This window comes from Alloyangia pacifica, assembly GCF_020524285.1.
GTDB classification, from domain to species: Bacteria; Pseudomonadota; Alphaproteobacteria; order Rhodobacterales; family Rhodobacteraceae; genus Salipiger; species Salipiger pacificus_B.
In genome coordinates, this window is the sequence record NZ_JAIVKX010000001.1 from 29665 (window position 1) to 50927 (window position 21263).

Below are 21263 nucleotides of genomic sequence, written 5' to 3' on the forward strand. Positions count from 1 at the left end.
CGCAGATTATCTGTCCGCTTCGCACGGGATTGACGCTGCGGCAACGGGCGGATCACGCCTCTGCGCTACACCGGGGCATGGATCAGCAAAGGAGGAGATCATGTCCCATCCCATCGCTTCAGGCAAAGTTCGCGCCTCCCGCCAGCCCCGCAAGCCAATCTGGCAAAGGTTGCGGGATTTTCTGCTCAAGGAGGACCGCGAGTTCCGCGAGGCCCGCCGCTACGAGTCCCTCGACGCCGCAGCGCGCCGCGACATGGGGCTGCCGCCCCGCACCGAGCCGCCGCGCCTGCCGGGTGGCCCTTGGTGAGCCTCCCCGGTGAGTTTCCCCGGTGCGCCTCGGTCACTCTTCGGTCACGCCTGAGGGTCGCGCGGTGCTCCGCGCAGCGTGGGCGCCCCGCGACCCCGCCACGCCGCGCGCGGCGGCGTGGTAACAGGCCCGTAGGGCAGGGCGGCGAGGGATTGACCCCGCCGGGGGTTGCGGTCAGGTTCGCGCGCGACACGCTGACCCGGAAAGAGTGCCCATGGCCCGTACCCCGCCACCTTTTGCCCCCTTCGAATGGATGATCGCCTGGCGCTACCTGCGCGCCCGGCGCGCCGAGGGCGGGGTCAGCGTCATGACCTGGATCAGCCTGATCGGCATCACCCTCGCGGTCTTCGCGCTGATCGCCACGCTTTCGGTGCGCTCGGGCTTCCGGGCCGAGTTCGTCGACACGATCCTCGGCTCCAACGCCCATGTCACGGTCTACGCCTCGGCGCGGGTCGATGAGCAGGGCCGCACCCAGCGCACCTTCGAGGACTACACCGACCGCGCCGAAGCCGTGGCCGGGCTGCCCGGCGTCGAGCGCGCCGCGCCGCTGGTCAAGGGGCAGGTCATGGCCAACGCCAATGGCCGCAACGCCGGGGTCGAGGTCTTCGGCATCTCCGCCGAGGACCTGCAGGGCATCCGCCGCGTCGTCGACCCCGAAACCGGCCGCGGCGATCTTTCCCGCTTCGGCGAGGGCATCGCGCTCGGCTCGGGCGTGGCGCGTGAACTGGGCGTCGACGTCGGCGACCAGGTGAAGCTGATCTCGCCCGAGGGGGTGAAGACCGCCTTCGGCGTCTCGCCGCGGGTCAAGGCCTACGAGGTGGTCTGGGTGTTCACCGCCGGGCGCTACGACATCGACCGCACCCGCGCTTACATGCCCTTCGAGGAGGCGCAGCTCTACTTCAACCGCGAGGGCGCGGCGGATGAGCTCGAGGTGATGGTGGACGACCCCGAAGCCGTCGACGGCATGGCCACGGCGATCCAGCAGGCCGCCGGGCAGGGCGCGCTGGTCTGGACATGGCAGGACGCCTCGGGCGGCTTCCTGCGCGCGCTGGAGGTGGAGGACAACGTGATGTTCGTGATCCTTTCGGTGCTGGTGCTGATCGCCACGATGAACATCGTTTCCGGCCTCATCATGCTGGTGAAGAACAAGGGCCGCGACATCGGCATCCTGCGCACCATGGGGCTCACCGAGGGCTCGGTGCTGCGCGTCTTCTTCATCTGCGGCGCCTTCACCGGGGTGATCGGCACGGTACTCGGGGTGATCCTCGGCTGCCTTTTCGCCATCTACATCGACCCGATCTTCTCTTTCGTGAACTACGTCGCCGGCGGCGGGGTCTGGGATCCGGCGGTGCGCGGCATCTATTCGCTGCCCGCCAAGCTGCAATGGGGCGACGTCTTTGCCGCCATGGCCTTGTCGCTCGGCCTCAGCTTCATCGTGACCATCTTCCCCGCGCGCCGTGCCGCGCGCATGAACCCCGTGGAGGCGCTGCGCTATGAGTGATCCCGTCCTGCGTCTCTCGGGCATCGAGAAATTCTACAATCGTGGCCTGCCCAACGAGGTGCAGGTGCTGCGCGGCGCCGAGCTGTCGGTGGCGCGCGGCGAGGTGGTGGCGCTGGTCGCCCCCTCGGGTGCCGGCAAGTCGACCCTGCTGCACATCGCCGGGCTGCTCGACACCGCCGATGCGGGCGAGGTGGCGATCGCCGGCGAGGTGCTCGGAGGCAAGTCCGACCGTCGCCGCACCATCGTGCGCCGGCAGGAGGTGGGCTTCGTCTACCAGTTCCACCACCTGTTGCCCGAGTTCACCGCCCTCGAGAACATCACCCTGCCGCAGCTCGCCAACGGCGTGCCGCCGAAGGAGGCCACGGCACGGGCGCGCGAGCTGCTCGCCTCGGTCGAGCTGGAAGGTCGCGCCGGGCATCGACCGGCTGCCATGTCCGGCGGCGAACAGCAGCGCGTCGCCTTCTGCCGCGCCATGGCCAATGCGCCGAAGCTGCTGCTGGCGGATGAGCCGACGGGCAACCTCGATCCGACGACCTCGGACCGGGTCTTCGGCGCGCTGATGACGCTGGTGCGCGAAACCGGGCTCTCGGCGCTCATCGCCACGCACAACCTCGAACTGGCGGGCCGCATGGACCGGCAGGTGGAACTGCGCGAGGGGCAGCTGGTCGCGCTCTGAGCGCGGCTGCCCCAAGCTCCACGCGAAGACCGCGGCGGGGCCGCGGTCCTGCCCGAATGTGGCCAAACTCCGGGGGCAGTGTCCGGGCGAACCGCCCCGATGACCCTGCCTCCCGGACCCTTCCATGCCCCTCGAATTCCTCGTTGCCCTGACGGCGCTGCTGCCCTTCGCCGTCGCCGGATTCTCCTTTGCCTCTGGGGATGACGATGCCTCGGACGACACGGCGGACGACACGGCGGACGACGCGGAGGAGAGCGGCGACGAGAGCGTGATTCTGCCGGTCGAAGAGGACGATGCCGAGGAGGTTTCCGACGCGGAGACCGCGGAGACGCCCGACGAGGAGATCTCCGGCGAAGACACTACCGGCGCGGGCGAGGACACGCTCGAAAGCGGCGCAGGCGGGGCCGAGGACAGCGTCTCCGGCAGCGATGGCGACGACACGATCACAGGCAGTGAGACGGGCGACCGTCTGCTCGGAGGGGCGGGGGATGACGTGATCTACGGCCTCGGCGGCTCCGACAACATAGATGCGGGCCTCGGTGCCGACTATGCCGAGGGCGGCAGCGGCGGCGACACGCTGCTCGGCGGCAGCGGTGCGGACACGCTGATGGGCGGTTCGGGCGACGATGTGCTCTGGGGCTCGGACGCCGAGGGCGACGATGGCGAGACCGATCTGCTGATCGGCGGCACCGGGGATGACACGCTCATGCTCGGCAGCGGCGATCTCGGCATCGGCGGGGCCGGGGCCGACCGCTTCGTGCTCGCCGAGGATGCGGTCATCGAGGATTTCGACGAAGACGAGGACATGGTGGTCTTCAGCTACGAGGGCGACATCGCCCCCGAGATCGTCTCGCAGGTCGCCGGTCCCTCGGGGCTGGTGGTGACGCTGGACAATGGCGCCGCGGTCACGCTGATCGGGCGCAGCGCGCCGATCACCTCGGACAGCTACGCCTTCGTCAGCGAGACCGCCGCGTAGCGCGGGGTCTCAGCGCTGCGCGAGGAAGACCCCCGCCGCCATCATCACCAGCCCCAGCCCGCGCCGCGCGCTGATCGGCGCGGCGGTCACCCCGAAGAGGCCGAAATGGTCGATCGCCGCGGCGCTGATCAGCTGCCCGATGAGCACGAAGAACACCGCCCGCCCGACGCCGAAGGTCGGCGCGACATAGGTGATGCTCAGCACGTAGAAGGCGACGAAGAGCCCGGCGAGGAAGAGGTGCTTCGGCGCATCCACGGCGCGCGCGATGGGCCGGGCGTCGAGCGAGAAGAGCACGATCAGGCTGGCGCTCAGCGCCACGCAGAACAGGATCACCGCCGCCGCCGCGGGCGAGCCCAGCCAGCCGCCGAGCCGCGAATTGAGCGCCGCCAGCACCGGGATGCCGATCCCGGCGGCGAGCATGATCAGGGCTTGTGTCGGCATCTTCGCTCTCCGTCGTCGCTGTCGCGCGGACACTGGCGCGCGGCGCGGCGATTGTCACCCGCCGAAAGCGCGGCGCTCTGACACTGCCCTGGCCCGATCCGGGCTTGATCCGGGCGTCACGGCGGGCGAAACAGGAGGAAAGGGGCAAATAATGGGTACGGACAACCGGCCCCGGCCCACGAGACAAGACGGGACACGGTGAGGGAGCAGGCGCGATGACGAATGCGATGAAGGGTGGGATCTGGGCGATCTCGGCAGTGGGGCTTCTGGGCCTCGGGGCCTGCATGGAGGCCTCCATGCCCGAACCGGCGGACGGACAGGCGCTGTTCATGGACTATTGCGCCTCCTGTCACGGCACAACGGCGGTCGGCAACGGGCCGATGGCGGCGGACCTCGGGGTCACCCCGGCGGATCTCACCCATATCGCCGCGCGCCGCGGTGGCAATTTCCCGCGCGCGGAAGTGCTGTCGATGATCGACGGCTACGCCCGTTCGGACCTGTCGGGGCCGGGCATGCCGGAATTCGGCGAGCTGCTGAAGGGCGACGAGCTGCCGCTCGACACCGGCGACGGCATCCTGACGCCGACGCCGCGCAAGATGGTGGCGCTGATGGAATACCTCGAATCGATCCAGGTGGCGGACTGAGCCCAATCTGCTCCGGAGCGGCTGCGCCAACGTCCTTCGATCGAGGTTGCAAACGCCTTCGGAGGCTTTTGGCGCGGCGCCTAGCCCGCGCCCACCGCCTTGCGCGCCATATCCCAGTAAAGCCCGGCGACCTCTTCCTCGGACAGACGCCCGCCCTCGCGGTACCAGGTGTTGACCCCGGTCAGCATGCCGATCAGCGCGAAGGCGGCGATCCGCGTGTCGGGCACCGACAGCTGCCCCGCCGCCTGGCCGTCGCGCAGGATCTGCTCCAGCACCGCCTCGTAGCGGCGCCGCAGCGCCTCGATCTGCGCGAAGTTCTCGGGGTCGAGATTGCGCAGCTCCATGTAGGAGATGAAGATCGACTCCGCCCGCCGCAGGGTGAAACCGATGTGAAAGCGCACGAAACCCTCGAGCCGCGCCAGCGGGTCGGCGGGATGGGGCTCGGCCTCCCAGGCCTCCAAAAGCTCGTCCATGTGGCCCTTGAGCAGCGAGAAGAGCAGCGCCTGCTTGTCGGGGATGTAATTGTAGAGCGCCCCCGCCTGCACGCCGACCTCGGCCGCGATGCGGCGCATCGAGACGGCGGCATAGCCGTGCTTGGCAAAGAGCCGCAGCGCCGCCTCGCGGATCCGCGGCCCGGTGATGTCTGAGTGCGATCCAGCGGTACGGGCCATGCCTCCTGTTTATCTGAACGTGTGTTCAGATCAAGCGCGCGCCCTTGCCCTGACGGGACGCTTGCGGCAAGACGGGCACAGTCTGCCGTGAACGCGGCCCGCAACAGCGACCCGAACACCCTCATGCGCCTCGTGCTCCTGCCTCTCCTTGCCCTGCTGGGCGCCTGCACCGACTTTCCCGAGTTCGACGGCTCGCAGAGCCCCGGTGTGGCCAACGCCCCCTGGCCGGAGCTGGTGCCGCTCTCGGGTCTGCTGGCGTCCCAGCCGCCGACGCGGGCCGAGCCGGAGATGGCCGAGAACTTGGACGCCCGCGCCGAGGCGCTGCGCCGCCGCGCCGAGGCGCTGCAGCAGGGCGAGGTGGTGGACTCCGGCACGCGCAGCCGAATGGACGGCGGCGTCAGCTTTCCCGAAATCCCGGACGCGTAAAGCCGCGCCGCAACAGCGCCGCGTCAGCGGCCGCCGCGCGCCCTTCCGCGACGTTGCACCCGCGCCGCGATACGGCTAAGGCAACGCCAACCAAATCACCCGAAGACACCGTAAAAGAAGGATCCCGCATATGTCTGAACCTCTGCGCCTGGGGATTGCGGGCCTTGGCACCGTCGGTGCCGGCGTCGTCAAGATCGTGCGGCAGAAGGCGGAGCTGCTCGAAGCCCGCTCCGGCCGCAAGATCGTCATCTCGGCGGTCTCGGCGCGCAACCGCGACAAGGACCGCGGCGTCTCGCTCGCGGGCTACGCCTGGGAGGATGATCCCGTCGCCCTCGCCAAGCGCGACGACGTCGACGTGCTGGTCGAGCTGATGGGCGGCTCCGATGGCCCCGCAAAGGCCGCCACCGAGGCCGCGCTGAAGGCCGGCAAGGACGTGGTCACCGCCAACAAGGCACTGCTTGCCCACCACGGCCAGGCGCTGGCCGAGCTGGCCGAGAGCACCGGCGCGGTGCTGCGCTTCGAGGCCGCCGTCGCCGGCGGCATCCCGGTAATCAAGGCGTTGACCGAGGGGCTCTCGGCCAACCGCATCACCCGCGTCATGGGCGTGATGAACGGCACCTGCAACTACATCCTCACGCGGATGGAGAACGCCGGCCTGTCCTACCAGGAGGCCTTCTCCGAGGCCGACGGCCTCGGCTTTCTAGAGGCCGATCCGGAGCTCGACGTCGGCGGCATCGACGCCGGTCACAAGCTCTCGCTGCTGTCGTCCATCGCCTATGGCACCCAGGTCGCCTTCGACGCGGTCGAGCTCGAGGGCATCGGCCGGGTGTCGATCGAGGACATCCGCCAGGCCGCCGACATGGGTTACCGCATCAAGCTGCTGGGGGTCTGCCGGATGACCGAGCGCGGGCTCGAGCAGTCGATGGCGCCGAGCCTGGTGCCCGCCTCCTCGCCGCTGGGCCAGCTCGAGGGCGGCACCAATATGGTGGTGATCGAGGGCGACGAGGTCGGCCAGATCGTGCTGCGCGGTGCCGGCGCGGGCGAGGGGCCGACCGCCTCGGCGGTGATGGGCGACGTGATGGACGTGGCGCGCGGCACCCGGCTCTCGACCTTCGGCGCGCCGGCTTCGAGCCTGACCAAGCCCGCCTCGGCCAAGGCCACGACGCCCGCGCCCTACTACCTGCGCATGGCGCTGGCCGACCGGCCCGGCGCGCTGGCCAAGGTGGCCGCGGCGCTCGGCGAGGCCGGGGTCTCGATCAATCGCCTGCGCCAGTACGGCCAGAGCACCACGGCCGACACCGCCCCGGTGCTGGTTGTCACCCATAAGACCACGCGCGAGGCGCTCGATTCGGCGCTGGCGGCCATGGCGGACACCGGCGTGGTGCATGGCACCCCGGTTGCCCTGCGCATCGAGGCGGTCTGAGCCGGGAATGCCCGGTTTGACACCTGCCTGACATCTCTCCGTCTCCGCGCTGTCACGCGCGGGGGCGGTTAGCGCCAGCGGACTTGCTCTTCGCGGACCGGGCGCGCTACACCCTTCCCAAGCGTTAATTTTTCAAGGAAGACTCCATGTCCGCTCCCGTCGATTTCAATGACCGTATGCTTTCTCTGGGCCTCGCCCGGGTTGCCGAACAGGCTGCCATCGCCTCTGCCAGCCTGATCGGCCGCGGCGACGAGAAGGCGGCGGACCAGGCGGCGGTCAACGCCATGCGCGAGCAGCTCAACATGCTGGACATCGCCGGGGTCGTGGTGATCGGCGAGGGCGAGCGCGACGAGGCCCCGATGCTCTACATCGGCGAGGAAGTGGGCACCGGCAACGGCCCGGGCGTGGACATTGCGCTCGACCCGCTGGAAGGCACCACGCTGACCGCCAAGGACATGCCCAACGCGCTGACCGTGATCGCCATGGGCCCGCGCGGCTCGATGCTGCACGCGCCGGACGTCTACATGGACAAGCTGGCCATCGGCCCGGGCTTCGCCGAGGGCGTGGTGACGCTCGACATGAGCCCCTCCGAGCGCGTCGCGGCGCTGGCCGCGGCCAAGGCCTGCGCGATGACCGACATCACCGTCTGCATCCTCGAGCGTCCGCGCCACGAGGAGCTGATCGCCGAGGTGCGCGCCACCGGCGCCGGCATCCGGCTGATCACCGATGGTGACGTCGCGGGTGTCATGCACTGCGCCGAGCCCGAGATCACCGGCATCGACATGTACATGGGCTCCGGCGGCGCCCCCGAGGGCGTGCTCGCCGCCGCGGCGCTGAAATGCATGGGCGGCCAGATGTATGGCCGGCTGCTGTTCCGCAACGACGACGAGCGCGGCCGCGCCGCCAAGGCGGGGATCACCGATCTCGACAAGATCTACGCGCGTGACGAGCTGGTCACCGCCGACGTGATCTTCGCCGCCACCGGCGTGACCAACGGCTCGATCCTCTCGGGCATCAAGCGTCAGCCGGGCTGGATCGAGACCGAGACCATCCTGATGCGCTCGAAGACCGGCTCGGTGCGCCGGGTGCAGTACCGCAACCCCTTCGAGGGCTGAGCGCGGGCCGGCTGGCGCCGGATTTGCGTATTTGGAAAGAGAAGAAGGGGCTCGCATCGCGCGGGCCCTTTTCGCGTTCCCCGACCCCCGGCTTCTTCTCTTTCTCAAATACGCAGATCCCATCCTCACCGCCCGCGCGGCGCCGGGTCCGCGCGCCCCGTTCCGTTCCCCGCCGTTTCGCGCTAGGAGGGGGCGGATTTCGGGCAGAGAGAAGAACGCGAGGGGCGCATGAGCTATCTGGGTGTGGAGCAGTCGCTGACCGGGCGGCGCTGGGTCGGTCCGGCGGTCGAGGTCGAGCGGCAGGCCGAGGCGCTGGCGCAGGCCACCCACCTGCCGCGCCCGCTCTGCGCGGTGCTGGCGCGGCTCGGCGTGCCGGGCGAGGAGGTGCCGGGCTTCCTCGATCCCAAGCTGCGCGACCTGATGCCCGACCCGCGCTCCATGCGCGACATGGAAAAGGCCTCGGGGCGTATCCTGCAGGCGGTGCAGCGGCGCGAGCGCATCGCCATCTTCGCAGATTACGACGTCGACGGCGGCAGCTCGGCGGCGCTGCTGATCGACTGGCTGCGCCAGCTCGGGCTCGAGGCAACGCTCTACGTGCCCGACCGCATCGACGAGGGCTATGGCCCCAATGTGCCCGCCATGCAGCAGCTCGCGGCGGCGCATGATCTGATCATCTGCGTCGACTGCGGCACGCTTTCGCATGAGCCGATCGCCGCGGCGCAGGGCGCCGACGTCGTGGTGCTCGACCACCACCTCGGCGGCGAGACGCTGCCTGACTGCGTGGCGGTGGTGAACCCCAACCGGCAGGACGAGGACGGTGCGCTGGCGCATCTCTGCGCCGCGGCCGTGGTCTTCATGGTGCTGGTCGATTGCGGGCGGCTGATGCGCGAGGCGGGCACGCCCGGGCCCAACCTCATGTCGCTGCTCGATCTTGTGGCGCTGGCCACCGTCGCCGACGTGGCGCCGCTGCGCGGTGTGAACCGCGCCTTCGTGCGCTCCGGCCTGCAGGTCATGGCCCGGCGCGAGCGCCCCGGCCTCGTGGCGCTGTCGGACGTGGCGCGTCTCGATACCGCGCCTTCGTCCTATCACCTCGGCTACGTGCTCGGCCCGCGGATCAACGCCGGCGGGCGGATCGGGCAGGCCGACCTTGGCGCCCGGCTGCTGGCCACCCGCGACCGGCACGAGGCCGAGGCGCTCGCCGAGCGGCTCGACAAGCTCAACTCCGAACGCCGCGAGGTCGAGGAGGCGGTGCGCGCCTCGGCGCTGGCGCAGGCCGAGGAACGCGGCCTCGACGCGCCGCTGGTCTGGGCGGCGGGCGAGGGCTGGCACCCGGGCGTGGTGGGCATCGTGGCCTCGCGCCTCAAGGAGATGACCAACCGCCCCTCCATCGTCATCGGCTTCGACGGCGGCGAGGGCAAGGGCTCGGGCCGCTCCGTCTCGGGCGTCGATCTGGGCGCGAGCATCCAGAAGCTCGCCGCCGAGGGGCTGCTGATCAAGGGCGGGGGGCACAAGATGGCGGCGGGGCTCACCGTGGCCGAGGACAAGCTCGAGCCCGCCATGGCGCGGTTGGCGGAGATCCTCGCCAAGCAGGGCGCCGGGCAGGGCGGCGCGGCCGACCTGCGGCTCGATGGTCTGATGATGCCGGGGGTCGCCAGCACCGACCTCTGCGACCGCATGGAGCAGGCCGGGCCGTTCGGGGCCGGGGCACCGGGGCCGCGGTTCGCCATGCCCGATGCGCAGATCCTTTTTGCCAAGGAGGTCGGCACCGGCCACCTTAAGATCACCGCCGGGGACGGGCTGGGGGCGAAGATCGACGCCATCTGCTTCGGGGCCTTCGATACGCCGATGGGCCAGGCGCTGAGCCAGCACAAGGGTGGACGATTCCACCTCGCCGGGCGTTTCGAGATCAACGAGTGGAACGGGCGGCGCTCGGTGCAGATGCGTCTCGAGGATGCTGCGCCTGCCGCTGGGTAAGCGGAACCGCTGCGGCAATTTTCCTGCCTTATCAGTGACTTGAGAAAAAGTCACGGATGGGTGAAAAAACCGCAAAATTCCGCTTGCAAGGGGTCTGAGCTTTGACTAGAACGCCCCTCACCAGCCGGCACGGCCCGTTCGTCTATCGGTTAGGACGCCAGGTTTTCAACCTGGAAAGAGGGGTTCGATTCCCCTACGGGCTGCCACTGGTTTTGTTTTTGTCCCCGCGGGGACGGGCAAAACCGGGGGTCAGAGTCCGGGTCAGCTGGGGTTTATGAGGTTCGCAACAGCCTCTCCATCGGGTCGAAAGTTTCGGTGGTCGCGTTGCAATGGCCCGTTCGTCTATCGGTTAGGACGCCAGGTTTTCAACCTGGAAAGAGGGGTTCGATTCCCCTACGGGCTGCCATTTCTCCCAGCACAACATGAACAAGACGCCGAGGGCGCGCGAGTTTCGCGGGCCTTTTTCGCGTTTCCGGATGCGCCCTCCGCGGGGTGCGAAAACTCCGGATGCGCCCTGCGCGGGGTGCGAAAACCGCTGTCCCCGCAGGGACAACGGGTCATGCCCAGTGTGCTCAGGACGGCACCTTGTGCCGCCGCCTTACGCTGGCGGGGCGGCCGGGCAGGGCGAGCCTTGCATCGTTGCGCGCCTGCCGGGCCACGACCTTGCCCTTCGAGATCACACAGAGCCGGTCGGGCCGCAGCCGCAGCGCCTCGATCGGATCGCCCGCGTCGAGCACCACCAGCGAGGCCAAGTTGCCAACCGAGAGCCCGTAGCCGTCCAGATGCAGGATCTTCGCGTTCTCCTCGGTGACCATGGTGAAGCAGCGGGCCATTTCCTGCGGCGAGGTCATCTGCGCCACGTGCAGCCCCATGAAGGCCACGTCGAGCATGTCGCCGGTGCCGAGCGAGTACCAAGGGTCGCGCACGCAGTCCTGCCCCCAGCCGACGCGGATGCCCATGGCCTGCATTTCCTTCACGCGGGTGAGGCCCCGGCGCTTGGGGTAGCTGTCGTGCCGTCCCTGCAGGGTGATGTTGATCAGCGGGTTGGGGATGGCGGAGATTTCCGCCTCCGCGATCAGCGGCAGAAGCTTGGACACGTAATAGTTGTCCATGGAGTGCATCGAGGTCAGGTGACTGCCCGCCACGCGCCCCTGCAGGCCGAGCCGCTGGGTCTCGAAGGCGAGGGCCTCGATATGGCGCGACATGGGATCGTCGGTCTCGTCGCAATGGATGTCGACCAGCAGGCCCCGGTCCGCGGCGATCTCGCAAAGCTCCTTCAGCGAGGCCGCGCCATCCGCCATCGTGCGCTCGAAGTGCGGAATGCCGCCGACCACGCCGACGCCCATGTCGAGCGCACGGATCAGGTTCTCGCGCCCCGTCGGCGTGCGCAGGAAGCCGTCCTGCGGGAAGGCGACGAGCTGCAGGTCGAGGTAGGGTTTCACCTTCTCCTGCACTTCCAGCATCGCCGTCACGGTGTTGAGGTGATCGGGCGTGGTGTCGACGTGGCTGCGGATCGCCAGCAGGCCCAGAGAGACCGCCCAGTCGCAATATTCCAGCGCCCGGGCGACCATCTCGTCGACGCTCGCCTCCTCGCGCAGCTCGCCCCAGAGGTCGATGCCTTCGAGCAGCGTGCCGCTCGCGTTGATCCGCGGCGTGCCGTAGCTGAGCGTGGCGTCCATGTGGAAATGCGGATCGACGAAGGGCGGGGCGACGAGATCACCCGAGGCGTCGATGGTCTCGCCCGCCTCGGAACCTGCAAGCTCGCCGATGGCGGCGATGCGGTCTCCGGTGATGCCGATGTCGGCAATGGTCCCGTCCGGCAGGGTGCCGCCGGTGACGAGGATGTCGAAAGTGGCCATTCAGCGCTCTCCGCGGTTGAAGGGGGTCATCAGCGCCGCGGGCACCTCGGCCCGGCGCGACATGAGGATAAGGGCGAGGATCGACAGCACGTAGGGGATCATCAGGAAGACCTGATAGGGCACGAGCTGCCCCATCGGCGTCTGCTGCAGGCGAATCTGCAGCGCGTCGAACCCCGCGAAGAGCAGCGCGCCCAAGAGCGCCTTGCCCGGCTTCCATGCGCCGAAGACCACCAGCGCGATGCAGATCCAGCCGCGGCCGTTGACCATCTCGAAGAAGAAGGACGAGAAGGCCGACATGGTCAGGAAGGCGCCGCCCACGGCCATGAGACCGGAGCCGACGATGACCGCGCCCATGCGGATCGCCGCCACCGAAAGCCCCTGCGCCTCGACCGCCTGCGGGTTCTCTCCGGCGGCGCGCACGGCAAGGCCCAGCGGCGTGCGATAGAGCACCAGCGCCACCAGCGCGGCGCAGCCGAAGGCGGCCCATGTGAGCGCGGTCTGCGAGAACAGCGCCTGCCCGAGCCACGGGATGTCCGACAGCACCGGGATGTGCAGCGGCTGGAAGGGGTCGATGCGCGGCGGGCTGGTGACCTCGGGCAGGGCGAGGCGGTAGGCGTAATAGGCCGACGACGTGGCGAGCATGGTGATGCCGAGGCCGACCACATGCTGCGACAGGCCGAAGGGCACCGTCAGCAGCGCGTGCAGCGCGCCGAAGGCCATGCCCGCCAGCAGCGCCACCAGCACACCGGGCCAGAGGCCGAACCCTGCGTAGACCGCCATCCAGCCGGCGAAGGCGCCGAAGACCATGATCCCCTCGATGCCGAGGTTGAGCACGCCCGCGCGCTCGCAGATCAGCTCTCCGAGGGTGGCGAAGATCAGCGGCGAGGCGATGCGCAGCACGGCGGCCCAGAAGCTGGCGGAGATGAGAATGTCGATGATCTCGGTCATCCGCGCACCACCCGGACTTTCGTGAGCAGGATCGCCAGCACCATGAAGAGCAGCGCCGTTGCGAGCAGGATGTCGGCAATGTACGTCGGCACGCCCGCGGCGCGCGACATGCTGTCGGCGCCGACGAAGACCCCCGCCACGAAGAGCGCCGAGACGACGACCCCCAGCGGATGCAGCAGCGCCAGCATGGCGACCACGATGCCGGTGTAGCCGAAGCCGGGCGAGAGGTCGGCGGTGAGGTTGCCCTTCAGCCCCGCGACCTCGGAGAAGCCCGCAAGCGCCGCGAGCCCGCCGGAGATCAGCGCGGTCTTCACCAGAACCCTGCCCACCGGGATGCCCGCGAACCGCGCCGCCTCGGGGTTGAGGCCGGTGGCGCGGATCTCGTAGCCGAGCGTGGTGCGGGTCTGCATGATCCAGACCCCGAGCGCCGAGATCAGCGCCAGCCCGAAGCCCCAGTGCAGCCGCAGCCCCTCGACGATCCGCGGCAGGCGGGCATCGCGGGGCAGGGCGGGCGATTTCGGCCAACCCATGCCCATCGGGTCCTTGAGCGGCCCCTCGAGCAGGTAGGAGATGAACAGCGCCATGATGAAGTTGAGCAGCAGGGTGGTGACCACCTCGTCGACGCCGAGGCGGGTCTTCAGCAGCACCGGGCCGAGCAGCACCAGCGCCCCGGCAAGCACCGCGCCGAGCGCCATCAGCGGCAGCGCGAGAGGCCCCGGCAGGCCAAGCTGCGTGCCGATGACCACGGTGACCAGCGCGCCCACGTAGAGCTGCGCCTCGGCGCCGATGTTCCAGAGTTTGGCGCGGAAGGCGACCGAGATGGCGAGGCCGGTGAAGATGAGCGGCGTGGCGCGGTTGAGCGTCTCCAGCAGCGCGAACTTCGAGCCAGCGGCGCCCTTGACGATCAGCCCCAGCGTGGCGAGCGGATCGGCCCCGGCGATCAGCGCGAGGCCCATGGCGACGAGCACCGTGGCGCCGAGCGCCAGCGCGGGCAGGCCGACTGTGCGGGCCGGCGAGGGAGTGGTGATGGGATCAAGGCGCATGGGGGGCTCTGGTGGGCTGTGCCTTTGCCCGGCCTGAGGCGCGGGCGGAGGGTGCGGGATGTGCGTATTTGGAAAGAGAAGAAGGGGCGAGGTGGCGCATACTCTCAGGCGGCATCACTGAACCCCTGTCCGGCCATCCACTGGCCCAGTTCGGCGGGTGTCTTGCTGCCGCGCGGGAACTCCGGCGAGAGGCGGCCCTCGCAGATCACCCGCACCACGTCCGAGAGCGTCAGCACCTCGTCGAGATCCTCGGAGATCAGCAGCACGGCGGCACCGGCGTCGCGGGCGGCGATGAGCCGTTCCTGCACGTAGGTGACCGCGCCGATGTCGAGGCCGCGCACCGGCTGGTTGGCAAGGATGATCCTCGGCTGCGCGCCCAGCACCCGGCCAAGGATGAGCTTTTGCATGTTGCCGCCCGAAAGCAGGCGGATGCGGGTGTCGGGGCCGGGGCAGCGGACGTCGTAGCTCTCGATGATCTGCTCGGCGGCACGGCGGGCGGCGGACCAGTCCATCCAGCCGCGGCGCGCGACGGGGGGCTGCGCGTAGCGCTCCAGCACGGCGTTCTCGGTCAGCGTGAAATCGGCGATGGTGCCGGTCTTGTGGCGATCCTCGGGGATGCGCCCGATGCGAGCCTGTAGCGCGTCGCGGGGGGTCCAGGTCGTGACCTCGGTGCCCGCCAGTTCCATGATCCCGGCGCTGGGCGTCTCGAGGCCCGACAGCAGGTCGGCGAGCGCGCCCTGGCCATTGCCCGACACCCCGGCGAGGCCGAGGATCTGCCCGGCCTTCAGCTCAAGGTCGATGCCGCGCAGCCCGGTGCGGTTGCCGCGGGTCGGGGTGGAGACGTTTTTCAGAGTCAGCAGGGTGGCGCCGGGGCGGGCCTCGGCGGGGGCGGGGGGCGTGATCTCGGCGCCGACCATCAGCGCGGCGAGCTGGTGGCGGTCGGTCTCGGCGGTCGGAACCTCGCCCACGAGCCTGCCGTGGCGCAGCACCAGCACGCGGGAGGAGGCCGCCATGACCTCGTGCAGCTTGTGCGAAATGAAGATCACCGAGAGCCCCTGCGCCACCGCCTTGCGCAGCGTTTCGAAGAGCGCGTCGCTTTCCTGCGGGGTGAGCACGGCGGTCGGCTCGTCGAGGATGAGAATGCGGGCGTCGCGGTAGAGGGCTTTCAGGATCTCGACCCGCTGCCGTTCGCCCACCGAGAGCGTCGCGACGCGGGCATCGGGATGCACCGCAAGGCCGAAATCGCGCGAGAGTTGCTCGACCCGCCGCCGCGCCGCCGCGCGGCCGAGGCCGGGGCGCCACAGCGGCGCGGTGCCGAGCAGGATGTTCTCCAGCACGGTCATATTGCCCGAGAGCGTGAAGTGCTGGTGTACCATGCCCACGCCCGCCGCCAGCGCCGCGCCGGGCAGGCCGGGGGGCAGGGGCTGGCCGAACACCTCCACCGTGCCCGCATCGGCGGTGTAATGGCCGAAGAGGATGTTCATCAGGGTGGTCTTGCCGGCGCCGTTCTCGCCGAGCAGCGCCACGACCTCGCCGCGCGCCAGCGAGAAGCTGATCGCGTCATTGGCGGTGAGCGCGCCGAACCGTTTGGTGATGCCGGAAAGGCGCAGGACCACGTCCTGCGCCTCTTGTGCCTGTGCCATCAGGAGGAGGTCGGCTCTTCGTCGTTGATCTCGACGGTGAAGGAGCCGTCCTTGATCGCCGCTTCCTTCGCCGCCACCATGTCGAGGGCCTCCTGCGGGACCTTGCCCTCGAAGGTGCCGAGCGGGGCGAGCGAGCAGCCGCCTTCCTTCATGAAGCTATAGATGCCGTAGTTCTCGGCCGAGAAGCTGCCGTCGCTGACCTTGGCCAGCGCCGCGGCCAGCGTCGGGCCGAAGTCCCAGAGCGCCGAGGCGACGACGGTCTCGGGGTAGTCGGCCTGCGTGTCGATGACGTTGCCGATCGCCAGCACGCCCTTCTCCTGCGCCGCGTCCGACACGCCGAAGCGCTCGGCGTAGAGCATGTCGGCGCCGCTTTCGATCATCGCGAAGGCGGTCTCCTTGGCCTTGGGCGGGTCGAACCAGGAGCCGATGAAGCTGACCTGGAAGGTCGCCTCGGGCTTGATCTCCTTCACCCCGGCCATGAAGGCATGCATCAGCCGGTTCACCTCGGGGATCGGGAAGCCGCCGACCATGCCGATATTGCCGCTCTCGCTCATCGCGCCGGCGATGATGCCCGACAGGTACGAGGCGTCCTGGATGTAGTTGTCGAAGACGCCGAGGTTCGGATAGGCCTCGTCGGGCATGAAGCTCGAGCCCATGAGGAAGGCGGTGTCCGGGTAGTCGAGCACGACCTCGCGGGCCTCCTGCTCGACGCCGAAGATCTCGCCGATGATCAGCTGCGCGCCGCTCTCGGCGTATTCGCGCATGACGCGCGGATAGTCGGTGTTGGCGGTGTTCTCGGAATAGGTGTAGCTGATCAGCCCCGCCGCCTTGGCCGCCTCGGCGGCGACATGGATGCGGCTCACCCATTGCTGCTCGACCGGCACCGTGTAGATGCCCGCGACGCTGATCGGCTCCTGCGCCATCAGCTTGCCGGCGAGCCCGGTGCTCGCAAGGGCGGCGAGCCCGCCCGTGCGCTTCAGCAGTCCGCGCCGGGTCAGCATCCCGGCCATGTTGTCGATTGCCATCCGTCTGTCCTTTTCCATCCCTGTGGGTGTTCTGTGAATTTTTTACCAAGCGGTAAGGAATGCGCCGATTCGTGGCAATTGCCCTGGCGTCGGCGGTGGGGGATTCTTGCTCAGCGGCTAGGCAGGGTGGGGGCAGATGCTCAGGCAATGGGCAGGCTCTCCTTGTGCGCCTCGGGGATGCAATCGCAGGCTGAGCGAGGGGCTCTGGAGTCCCCCAACGCCTCGTTGGCCTGTGCCGGTGGGCATCGCCGGGCCCGCTGGGGACTTCACCCCCGTCCGCTCTGCGGATTCTCGCCGGGATGTTTGGACCTGCACGAAAGGGAATATGCCGCCCGCTGCGCGGGCGTTGGCGCGAACAGGCTTGCCATGCGGCGGGGGGCTGCGCACGCTGGTGGCTGCGGGAGGGCGCAGGGCGCCGCGGGCGGCGCCGGAAAGGAGTTCGCATGAGTCTCTTCGCCGATCTTCTCAGCACCATCTTCGATCGCCGTGCCGGGGCGGTGCCGCGGCTGCGGCGCGATCCACGCGCCTTGCCGGAGCTGGTGACGGAACTGCTCGAGGCGCGCAGCGAGACCGTCGCCGCGACGCTGGCCCGTCACGTGCTGCAGCGCTACGACGGCATGTCCGGGGCGGAAAAGCTGGAAGCCTTCCACGGGCTGGCCGCGCTCAACGTCGATGCCGAGGCGGTGCGCTCGGCGCTGGAGGCCTATGAGGCCGAGCCCTCGGGGCGCAGCTACCGCGCCTTCATGAGCGCCGCCGAGCCGCCGCGGGCCGAGCTGCTGCGCCGGCTCAACATGGTGCCGGGGGCGACCGAGCGGCTGGTGCGGATGCGTGCCGATCTCTTGCGGCGGGGTCGGGGCGAGCCCGAGCTGGAGGCGCTCGACGAGGATTTCCGGCATCTGTTCAAGAGCTGGTTCAACCGCGGCTTCCTTGTGCTGCGGCCGATCAGCTGGGAGAGCCCGGCGCATGTGCTCGAGAAGATCATCGCCTACGAGGCGGTGCACGCGATCCAGAGCTGGGACGATCTGCGCCGCCGTCTTGCGCCGCCGGACCGGCGCTGCTTTGCCTTCTTCCATCCGGCGATGCCCGACGAGCCGCTGATCTTCGTCGAGGTGGCGCTGACCCGCGGCGTGCCGGGCTCGATCCAGGCGCTGCTCGAGGAGGAGCGGGTGCCGTTGGAGGAGCGCAGCGCCGACACCGCGGTGTTCTACTCGATCTCCAATTGCCAGCCGGGGCTGGCGGGCATTTCCTTCGGCAATTCGCTGATCAAGCAGGTGGCCTCGGATCTGGCCAGCACCCTGCCGGGGCTGAAGACCTTCGTGACGCTCTCGCCGATCCCGGGGCTGGTGCGCTGGCTGGAGGAGCAGGGGGTGAGCTATGATCCCGCCGACGGCAAGCGCATGACCCAGCTCGCGGCGCATTACCTGCTCACCGCCAAGCGCGGCGACGGGCGGCCGCGCGATCCGGTGGCGCGCTTCCATCTCGGCAATGGCGCCATGGTGCACGCGGTGCACGCCGGGGCCGACACCTCGGAAAACGGTGTGCGCCAGTCCGGCGGGGCGATGGTCAACTACCTCTATGACCTGGCGAAGGTGGAGCAATACCATGACCGCTTTGCCGAGAGCGGCGAGGTGATCGCCTCGGGGTCGGTGAAATCGCTCTCGGCGGGGCGGGAGAAGGCGCAGGCGTGAGCGGGCTTGCGTCTTCGGCCTGAATTGGGAATATTTCTCTCAATAGAGATTATCCCGGAGTTACCGCAATGGCCGAGCTGGCTTCCCCGCCCCTTCCAGCACCTGCTGGCGATCTGACCGCCCGGCTGGCCCGCCGCCTTGCCGCGCTGCGTGCGGAGGCCGGGCTGACGCTCGACCAGCTGGCCGAGCGCAGCAGTATCTCCCGCGCCGCGCTGTCGCGCTTCGAGAAGGGCGAGACCAGCCCCACCGCGGAGGTTCTGGGCAAGCTCTGCCTCCCCTACGGGCTCAGCATGTCGCGGCTGATGGCCATGGTGGAGGAGGGGTTCACCGCGCATGTCCCCGCCGCCGATCAGCCGGAATGGGCGGATGCGGCGACGGGGTTCACCCGCCGGGTGATCTCGCCCGCCGCCACGGGGCTTGCCGCCGAGATGCTGCATTGCGCGCTGCAGCCGGGGGCGGAGATCGCCTATGACGCCTCGCCCGTGCCGGGGCTGGAGCATCACCTGCACCTGCTGTCGGGCAAGCTGCGGGTCGAGGTCGAGGGCGTGCCGCACGAGCTGGCGGCGGGCGACACGCTGCGCTACCGGCTGGAGGGGCCCTCGCGCTTCACCGCGCTCAGCAAGAAGAAACCGGCGCAATACGTGCTGGTGCTGGTGACGCCATGATCCGAGAGATTCCCGCATCCGGGATTCGCGATCATCTGCGGGATCTGGCGGATATCCTTGCCGCCTGCGTGGCGGACGGGGCGAGCGTCGGCTTCGTGATGCCCTTCGGCAAGGCCGAGGCGCTGCGCTTCTGGGAGGAGCTGGTTCCCGAAATCGAGAGCGGCGAGCGCATTCTCTTCGGCGCTTTCGAGGGTGAACGGATGGTCGGCACGGTCTCGCTGGCTCTGGCGGGCATGCCGAACCAGACGCACCGGGCAGAGATCTCGAAGATGCTGGTGCACCCGGAGTTCCGCCGCCGCGGGTTGGCCCGGGCGCTGGTCGAGGCGCTGCTGGTCCGGGCGGAGGGGCTGGGGCGGGATTTGATCACGCTCGACACGCGCACCGGGGATGCGGCGCAGCATCTCTATACGGCCTGCGGCTTCCTTCCGGCGGGGGAAATCCCGGAGTACGCGCTGGCGCCCGAGGGCACGGCGCGGCGGGATGCGACGCTGTTCATGTACCGGCTGGGGGCAAAGGCGGCGTGAACGCCACTGGTCGCGGGTGCGCCCGGACTAAAGGCGAAGCCGCCGGGCGGGCGGTCGTTCATCATGGCGCCATCGGTGCGAGCACGATGGACGACGTCGTTCCGGCGGGCTGGCGCTTTGTCGACCCTTTGCGACGCTCGAAGTTCGTCCGGACTTGGCCGAGATAAAGTGCTGACCTCACTCGTTGTGGCGCCACCGCACGGGCCGGCGCTCGCCCGGCTCCCGTAGCTCTTCCCTCAGCAGTTCGGCACGTTCACCGCGAGGCCGCCGAGCGAGGTCTCCTTGTACTCGTGCCCCATGTCGCGGCCGGTCTGGCGCATGGTCTCGATGCAGGCGTCGAGCGACACCAGATGCGTGCCGTCGCCGCGCATCGACAGCGAGGCCGCCGAGACTGCCTTGATCGCGCCCAGCCCGTTGCGCTCGATGCAGGGCACCTGCACGAGGCCCTTCACCGGATCGCAGGTCATGCCGAGGTGATGCTCGAGGGCGATCTCGGCGGCATTCTCGATCTGCGCCGGGGTGCCGCCCATGACGGCGCAGAGCCCGGCGGCGGCCATGGCCGAGGCGCTGCCGACCTCGGCCTGACAGCCGGCCTCGGCGCCGGAGATCGACGCGTTGTATTTCACCAGCCCGCCGATGGCGGCGGCGGTGAGCAGGAACTCTGGGATGCGCGAGGGGGCGGCGCCGGGCACGAAGTCGAGCCAGTAGCGCAGCACCGCGGGCACCACGCCCGCCGCGCCGTTGGTCGGCGCGGTGACCACCTGACCGCCGGCGGCGTTCTCCTCGTTCACCGCCATGGCGTAGCAGCTCATCCAGTCGTTGATCACATGCGGCGCGGTGAGGTTGCGGCCGCGCTCGGCCTGTAGCTGCTCGTGGATGTTGCCGGCGCGGCGCTTGACGTTCAGCCCGCCGGGCAGGATGCCGCCGCCTTCCAGCCCGCGGTCGAGGCAGTTCATCATCACCTCGGAGATGCGCAGCAGCCCGGCGTCGAGCTCGGCGGCGGGGCGGCGCGAGAGCTCGTTGCGGCGCTTCATCTCGGCAATGGTGAGGCCCGACGTCTCGGCCATCTGCAGCATTTCGGCGGCGCTCTTGAAGGGGTAGGGCACGGCGGGGCCGTGGTCCTTGTCCTCGCCCGAAGTCAGCTCGTCTTCGGTGAGTACGAAGCCGCCGCCGACGGAATAGTAGGTCTCCTGCAGGATCACGTCGCCCTGCGCGTCGGTGGCCATCAGGATCATGCCGTTGGCGTGACCGGGCAGAGTGCGGTCGTAGTCGAAGCGCAGGTCGGTCTTGGGCGAGAACTTCAGCGGCTCGAGGCCCTCGGGGTGAACCGTGCCGGTGGCGTCGATCTCGGCCAGCGCCGCCTCGGCGGCCTCGGCGTCGTAGCTCTCCGGCTCGAAGCCTGCGAGGCCGAGGATGGTGGCGCGGTCGGTGGCATGGCCGACGCCGGTGAAGGCCAGCGAGCCGTGCAGCGAGCCGCGCAGCCCGGCGGCGGCGAAGGGCGCGCCGCGCAGACGGTCGAGGAAGCGCGCCGCGGCCACCATCGGCCCCATCGTGTGGGAGGACGACGGGCCGATGCCGACCTTGAACATCTCGAACACGGAAAGAAACATGACGGCCTCGACTCTGCGCTGTGGTTGCGGCGGACCCTAGCCCGTGTCGCCACCGGATCACATGAAGAATTGCGGCATTTCATCGAAGGAAAACGCAGCGGCGG

General features: G+C 69.5%; 20 protein-coding genes and 2 tRNA genes. 14 read left to right on the top strand and 8 right to left on the bottom strand.

Translation table 11 applies throughout. The features are described 5' to 3' along the window. Positions 1-100: 100 nt before the first annotated feature. The 4 genes from LC039_RS00145 (at position 101) to LC039_RS00160 (ending at position 3460) form a co-directional block, all read left to right on the top strand. Positions 101-307 (top strand): hypothetical protein, encoded by a 207-nt coding sequence (locus LC039_RS00145; RefSeq protein WP_226621037.1) that lies wholly within the window; start codon positions 101-103, stop codon positions 305-307. A gap of 214 nt (positions 308-521) precedes the next feature. Continuing rightward, positions 522-1808, top strand: coding sequence for a lipoprotein-releasing ABC transporter permease subunit (locus tag LC039_RS00150; RefSeq protein WP_226621038.1), 1287 nt, complete (start codon positions 522-524; stop codon positions 1806-1808). Beyond that, positions 1801-2484: an ABC transporter ATP-binding protein gene (locus tag LC039_RS00155; RefSeq protein ID WP_226621039.1), complete on the top strand. Its 684-nt coding sequence runs from the start codon at positions 1801-1803 to the stop codon at positions 2482-2484. The genes LC039_RS00150 and LC039_RS00155 overlap by 8 nt, the downstream gene beginning before the upstream one ends. A 124-nt stretch (positions 2485-2608) precedes the next feature. Next, positions 2609-3460: a calcium-binding protein gene (locus LC039_RS00160; RefSeq protein WP_226621040.1), complete on the top strand. Its 852-nt coding sequence runs from the start codon at positions 2609-2611 to the stop codon at positions 3458-3460. Between the two features lie 9 nt (positions 3461-3469). Here LC039_RS00160 and LC039_RS00165 read toward each other — a convergent pair whose 3' ends face one another. Then, complete coding sequence (locus LC039_RS00165; protein WP_226621041.1) at positions 3470-3901, bottom strand: DMT family transporter; 432 nt, start codon at positions 3899-3901, stop codon at positions 3470-3472. A 215-nt stretch (positions 3902-4116) separates the two neighbouring features. Here LC039_RS00165 and LC039_RS00170 point away from each other — a divergent pair, with 215 nt between their 5' ends. Further along, positions 4117-4545 carry a c-type cytochrome gene (locus tag LC039_RS00170; RefSeq protein WP_226621042.1) on the top strand — a complete coding sequence of 143 codons (429 nt, stop codon included), beginning with the start codon at positions 4117-4119 and terminating at the stop codon, positions 4543-4545. An 80-nt stretch (positions 4546-4625) separates the two neighbouring features. Here LC039_RS00170 and LC039_RS00175 read toward each other — a convergent pair whose 3' ends face one another. Further along, positions 4626-5216, bottom strand: a complete 591-nt coding sequence (locus LC039_RS00175) for a TetR/AcrR family transcriptional regulator (protein WP_226621043.1) — start codon at positions 5214-5216, stop codon at positions 4626-4628. Positions 5217-5303: 87 nt separating this feature from the next. Between LC039_RS00175 and LC039_RS00180 the strand changes: the two genes are divergently transcribed. The 6 genes from LC039_RS00180 to LC039_RS00205 all read left to right on the top strand — a co-directional run bounded on the left by LC039_RS00180 (position 5304) and on the right by LC039_RS00205 (position 10560). Next, positions 5304-5642, top strand: coding sequence for a hypothetical protein (locus LC039_RS00180; RefSeq protein ID WP_226621044.1), 339 nt, complete (start codon positions 5304-5306; stop codon positions 5640-5642). A 130-nt stretch (positions 5643-5772) separates the two neighbouring features. Further along, a complete protein-coding gene (locus LC039_RS00185; protein WP_226621045.1) occupies positions 5773-7065 on the top strand; it encodes a homoserine dehydrogenase in 1293 nt (430 codons plus the stop codon). A gap of 146 nt (positions 7066-7211) precedes the next feature. Further along, complete coding sequence (gene glpX, locus LC039_RS00190; RefSeq protein ID WP_226621046.1) at positions 7212-8180, top strand: class II fructose-bisphosphatase; 969 nt, start codon at positions 7212-7214, stop codon at positions 8178-8180. 228 nt (positions 8181-8408) lie between these two features. Next, entirely contained in the window at positions 8409-10154 is a 1746-nt protein-coding gene (gene recJ, locus LC039_RS00195) for a single-stranded-DNA-specific exonuclease RecJ (protein ID WP_226621047.1), read from the top strand. A gap of 131 nt (positions 10155-10285) precedes the next feature. Next, a tRNA-Glu gene (locus tag LC039_RS00200) sits at positions 10286-10360 on the top strand. Positions 10361-10485: 125 nt separating this feature from the next. Next, positions 10486-10560 (top strand) — tRNA-Glu (locus LC039_RS00205). Between the two features lie 166 nt (positions 10561-10726). Here the strand turns inward: LC039_RS00205 and LC039_RS00210 are convergent. The 5 genes from LC039_RS00210 to LC039_RS00230 form a co-directional block, all read right to left on the bottom strand. Beyond that, the gene (locus LC039_RS00210; protein WP_226621048.1) at positions 10727-12013 is read right to left on the bottom strand and encodes an amidohydrolase family protein; all 1287 of its coding nucleotides are present in this window, start codon (positions 12011-12013) and stop codon (positions 10727-10729) included. Beyond that, positions 12014-12961 (bottom strand): ABC transporter permease, encoded by a 948-nt coding sequence (locus LC039_RS00215; RefSeq protein WP_226621049.1) that lies wholly within the window; start codon positions 12959-12961, stop codon positions 12014-12016. Further along, on the bottom strand, positions 12958-14004 hold the full coding sequence (locus LC039_RS00220) for an ABC transporter permease (RefSeq protein ID WP_226621050.1): 1047 nt from the start codon (positions 14002-14004) through the stop codon (positions 12958-12960). The genes LC039_RS00215 and LC039_RS00220 overlap by 4 nt, the downstream gene beginning before the upstream one ends. 104 nt (positions 14005-14108) lie before the next feature. Beyond that, entirely contained in the window at positions 14109-15647 is a 1539-nt protein-coding gene (locus LC039_RS00225) for an ABC transporter ATP-binding protein (protein WP_226621051.1), read from the bottom strand. Beyond that, complete coding sequence (locus tag LC039_RS00230) at positions 15647-16672, bottom strand: BMP family protein (protein ID WP_226621052.1); 1026 nt, start codon at positions 16670-16672, stop codon at positions 15647-15649. The genes LC039_RS00225 and LC039_RS00230 overlap by 1 nt, the downstream gene beginning before the upstream one ends. A 443-nt stretch (positions 16673-17115) precedes the next feature. Between LC039_RS00230 and LC039_RS00235 the strand changes: the two genes are divergently transcribed. From LC039_RS00235 to LC039_RS00245, 3 genes are all read left to right on the top strand, one after another. After that, positions 17116-18360, top strand: a complete 1245-nt coding sequence (locus LC039_RS00235; RefSeq protein ID WP_226621053.1) for a malonyl-CoA decarboxylase — start codon at positions 17116-17118, stop codon at positions 18358-18360. A 68-nt stretch (positions 18361-18428) separates the two neighbouring features. Next, on the top strand, positions 18429-19025 hold the full coding sequence (locus tag LC039_RS00240) for a helix-turn-helix domain-containing protein (RefSeq protein WP_226621054.1): 597 nt from the start codon (positions 18429-18431) through the stop codon (positions 19023-19025). Next, positions 19022-19549: a GNAT family N-acetyltransferase gene (locus LC039_RS00245; RefSeq protein ID WP_226621055.1), complete on the top strand. Its 528-nt coding sequence runs from the start codon at positions 19022-19024 to the stop codon at positions 19547-19549. The genes LC039_RS00240 and LC039_RS00245 overlap by 4 nt, the downstream gene beginning before the upstream one ends. Positions 19550-19785: 236 nt before the next feature. Here LC039_RS00245 and LC039_RS00250 read toward each other — a convergent pair whose 3' ends face one another. Beyond that, positions 19786-21159: an L-serine ammonia-lyase gene (locus LC039_RS00250; protein WP_226621056.1), complete on the bottom strand. Its 1374-nt coding sequence runs from the start codon at positions 21157-21159 to the stop codon at positions 19786-19788. Between the last annotated feature and the right edge of the window lie 104 nt (positions 21160-21263).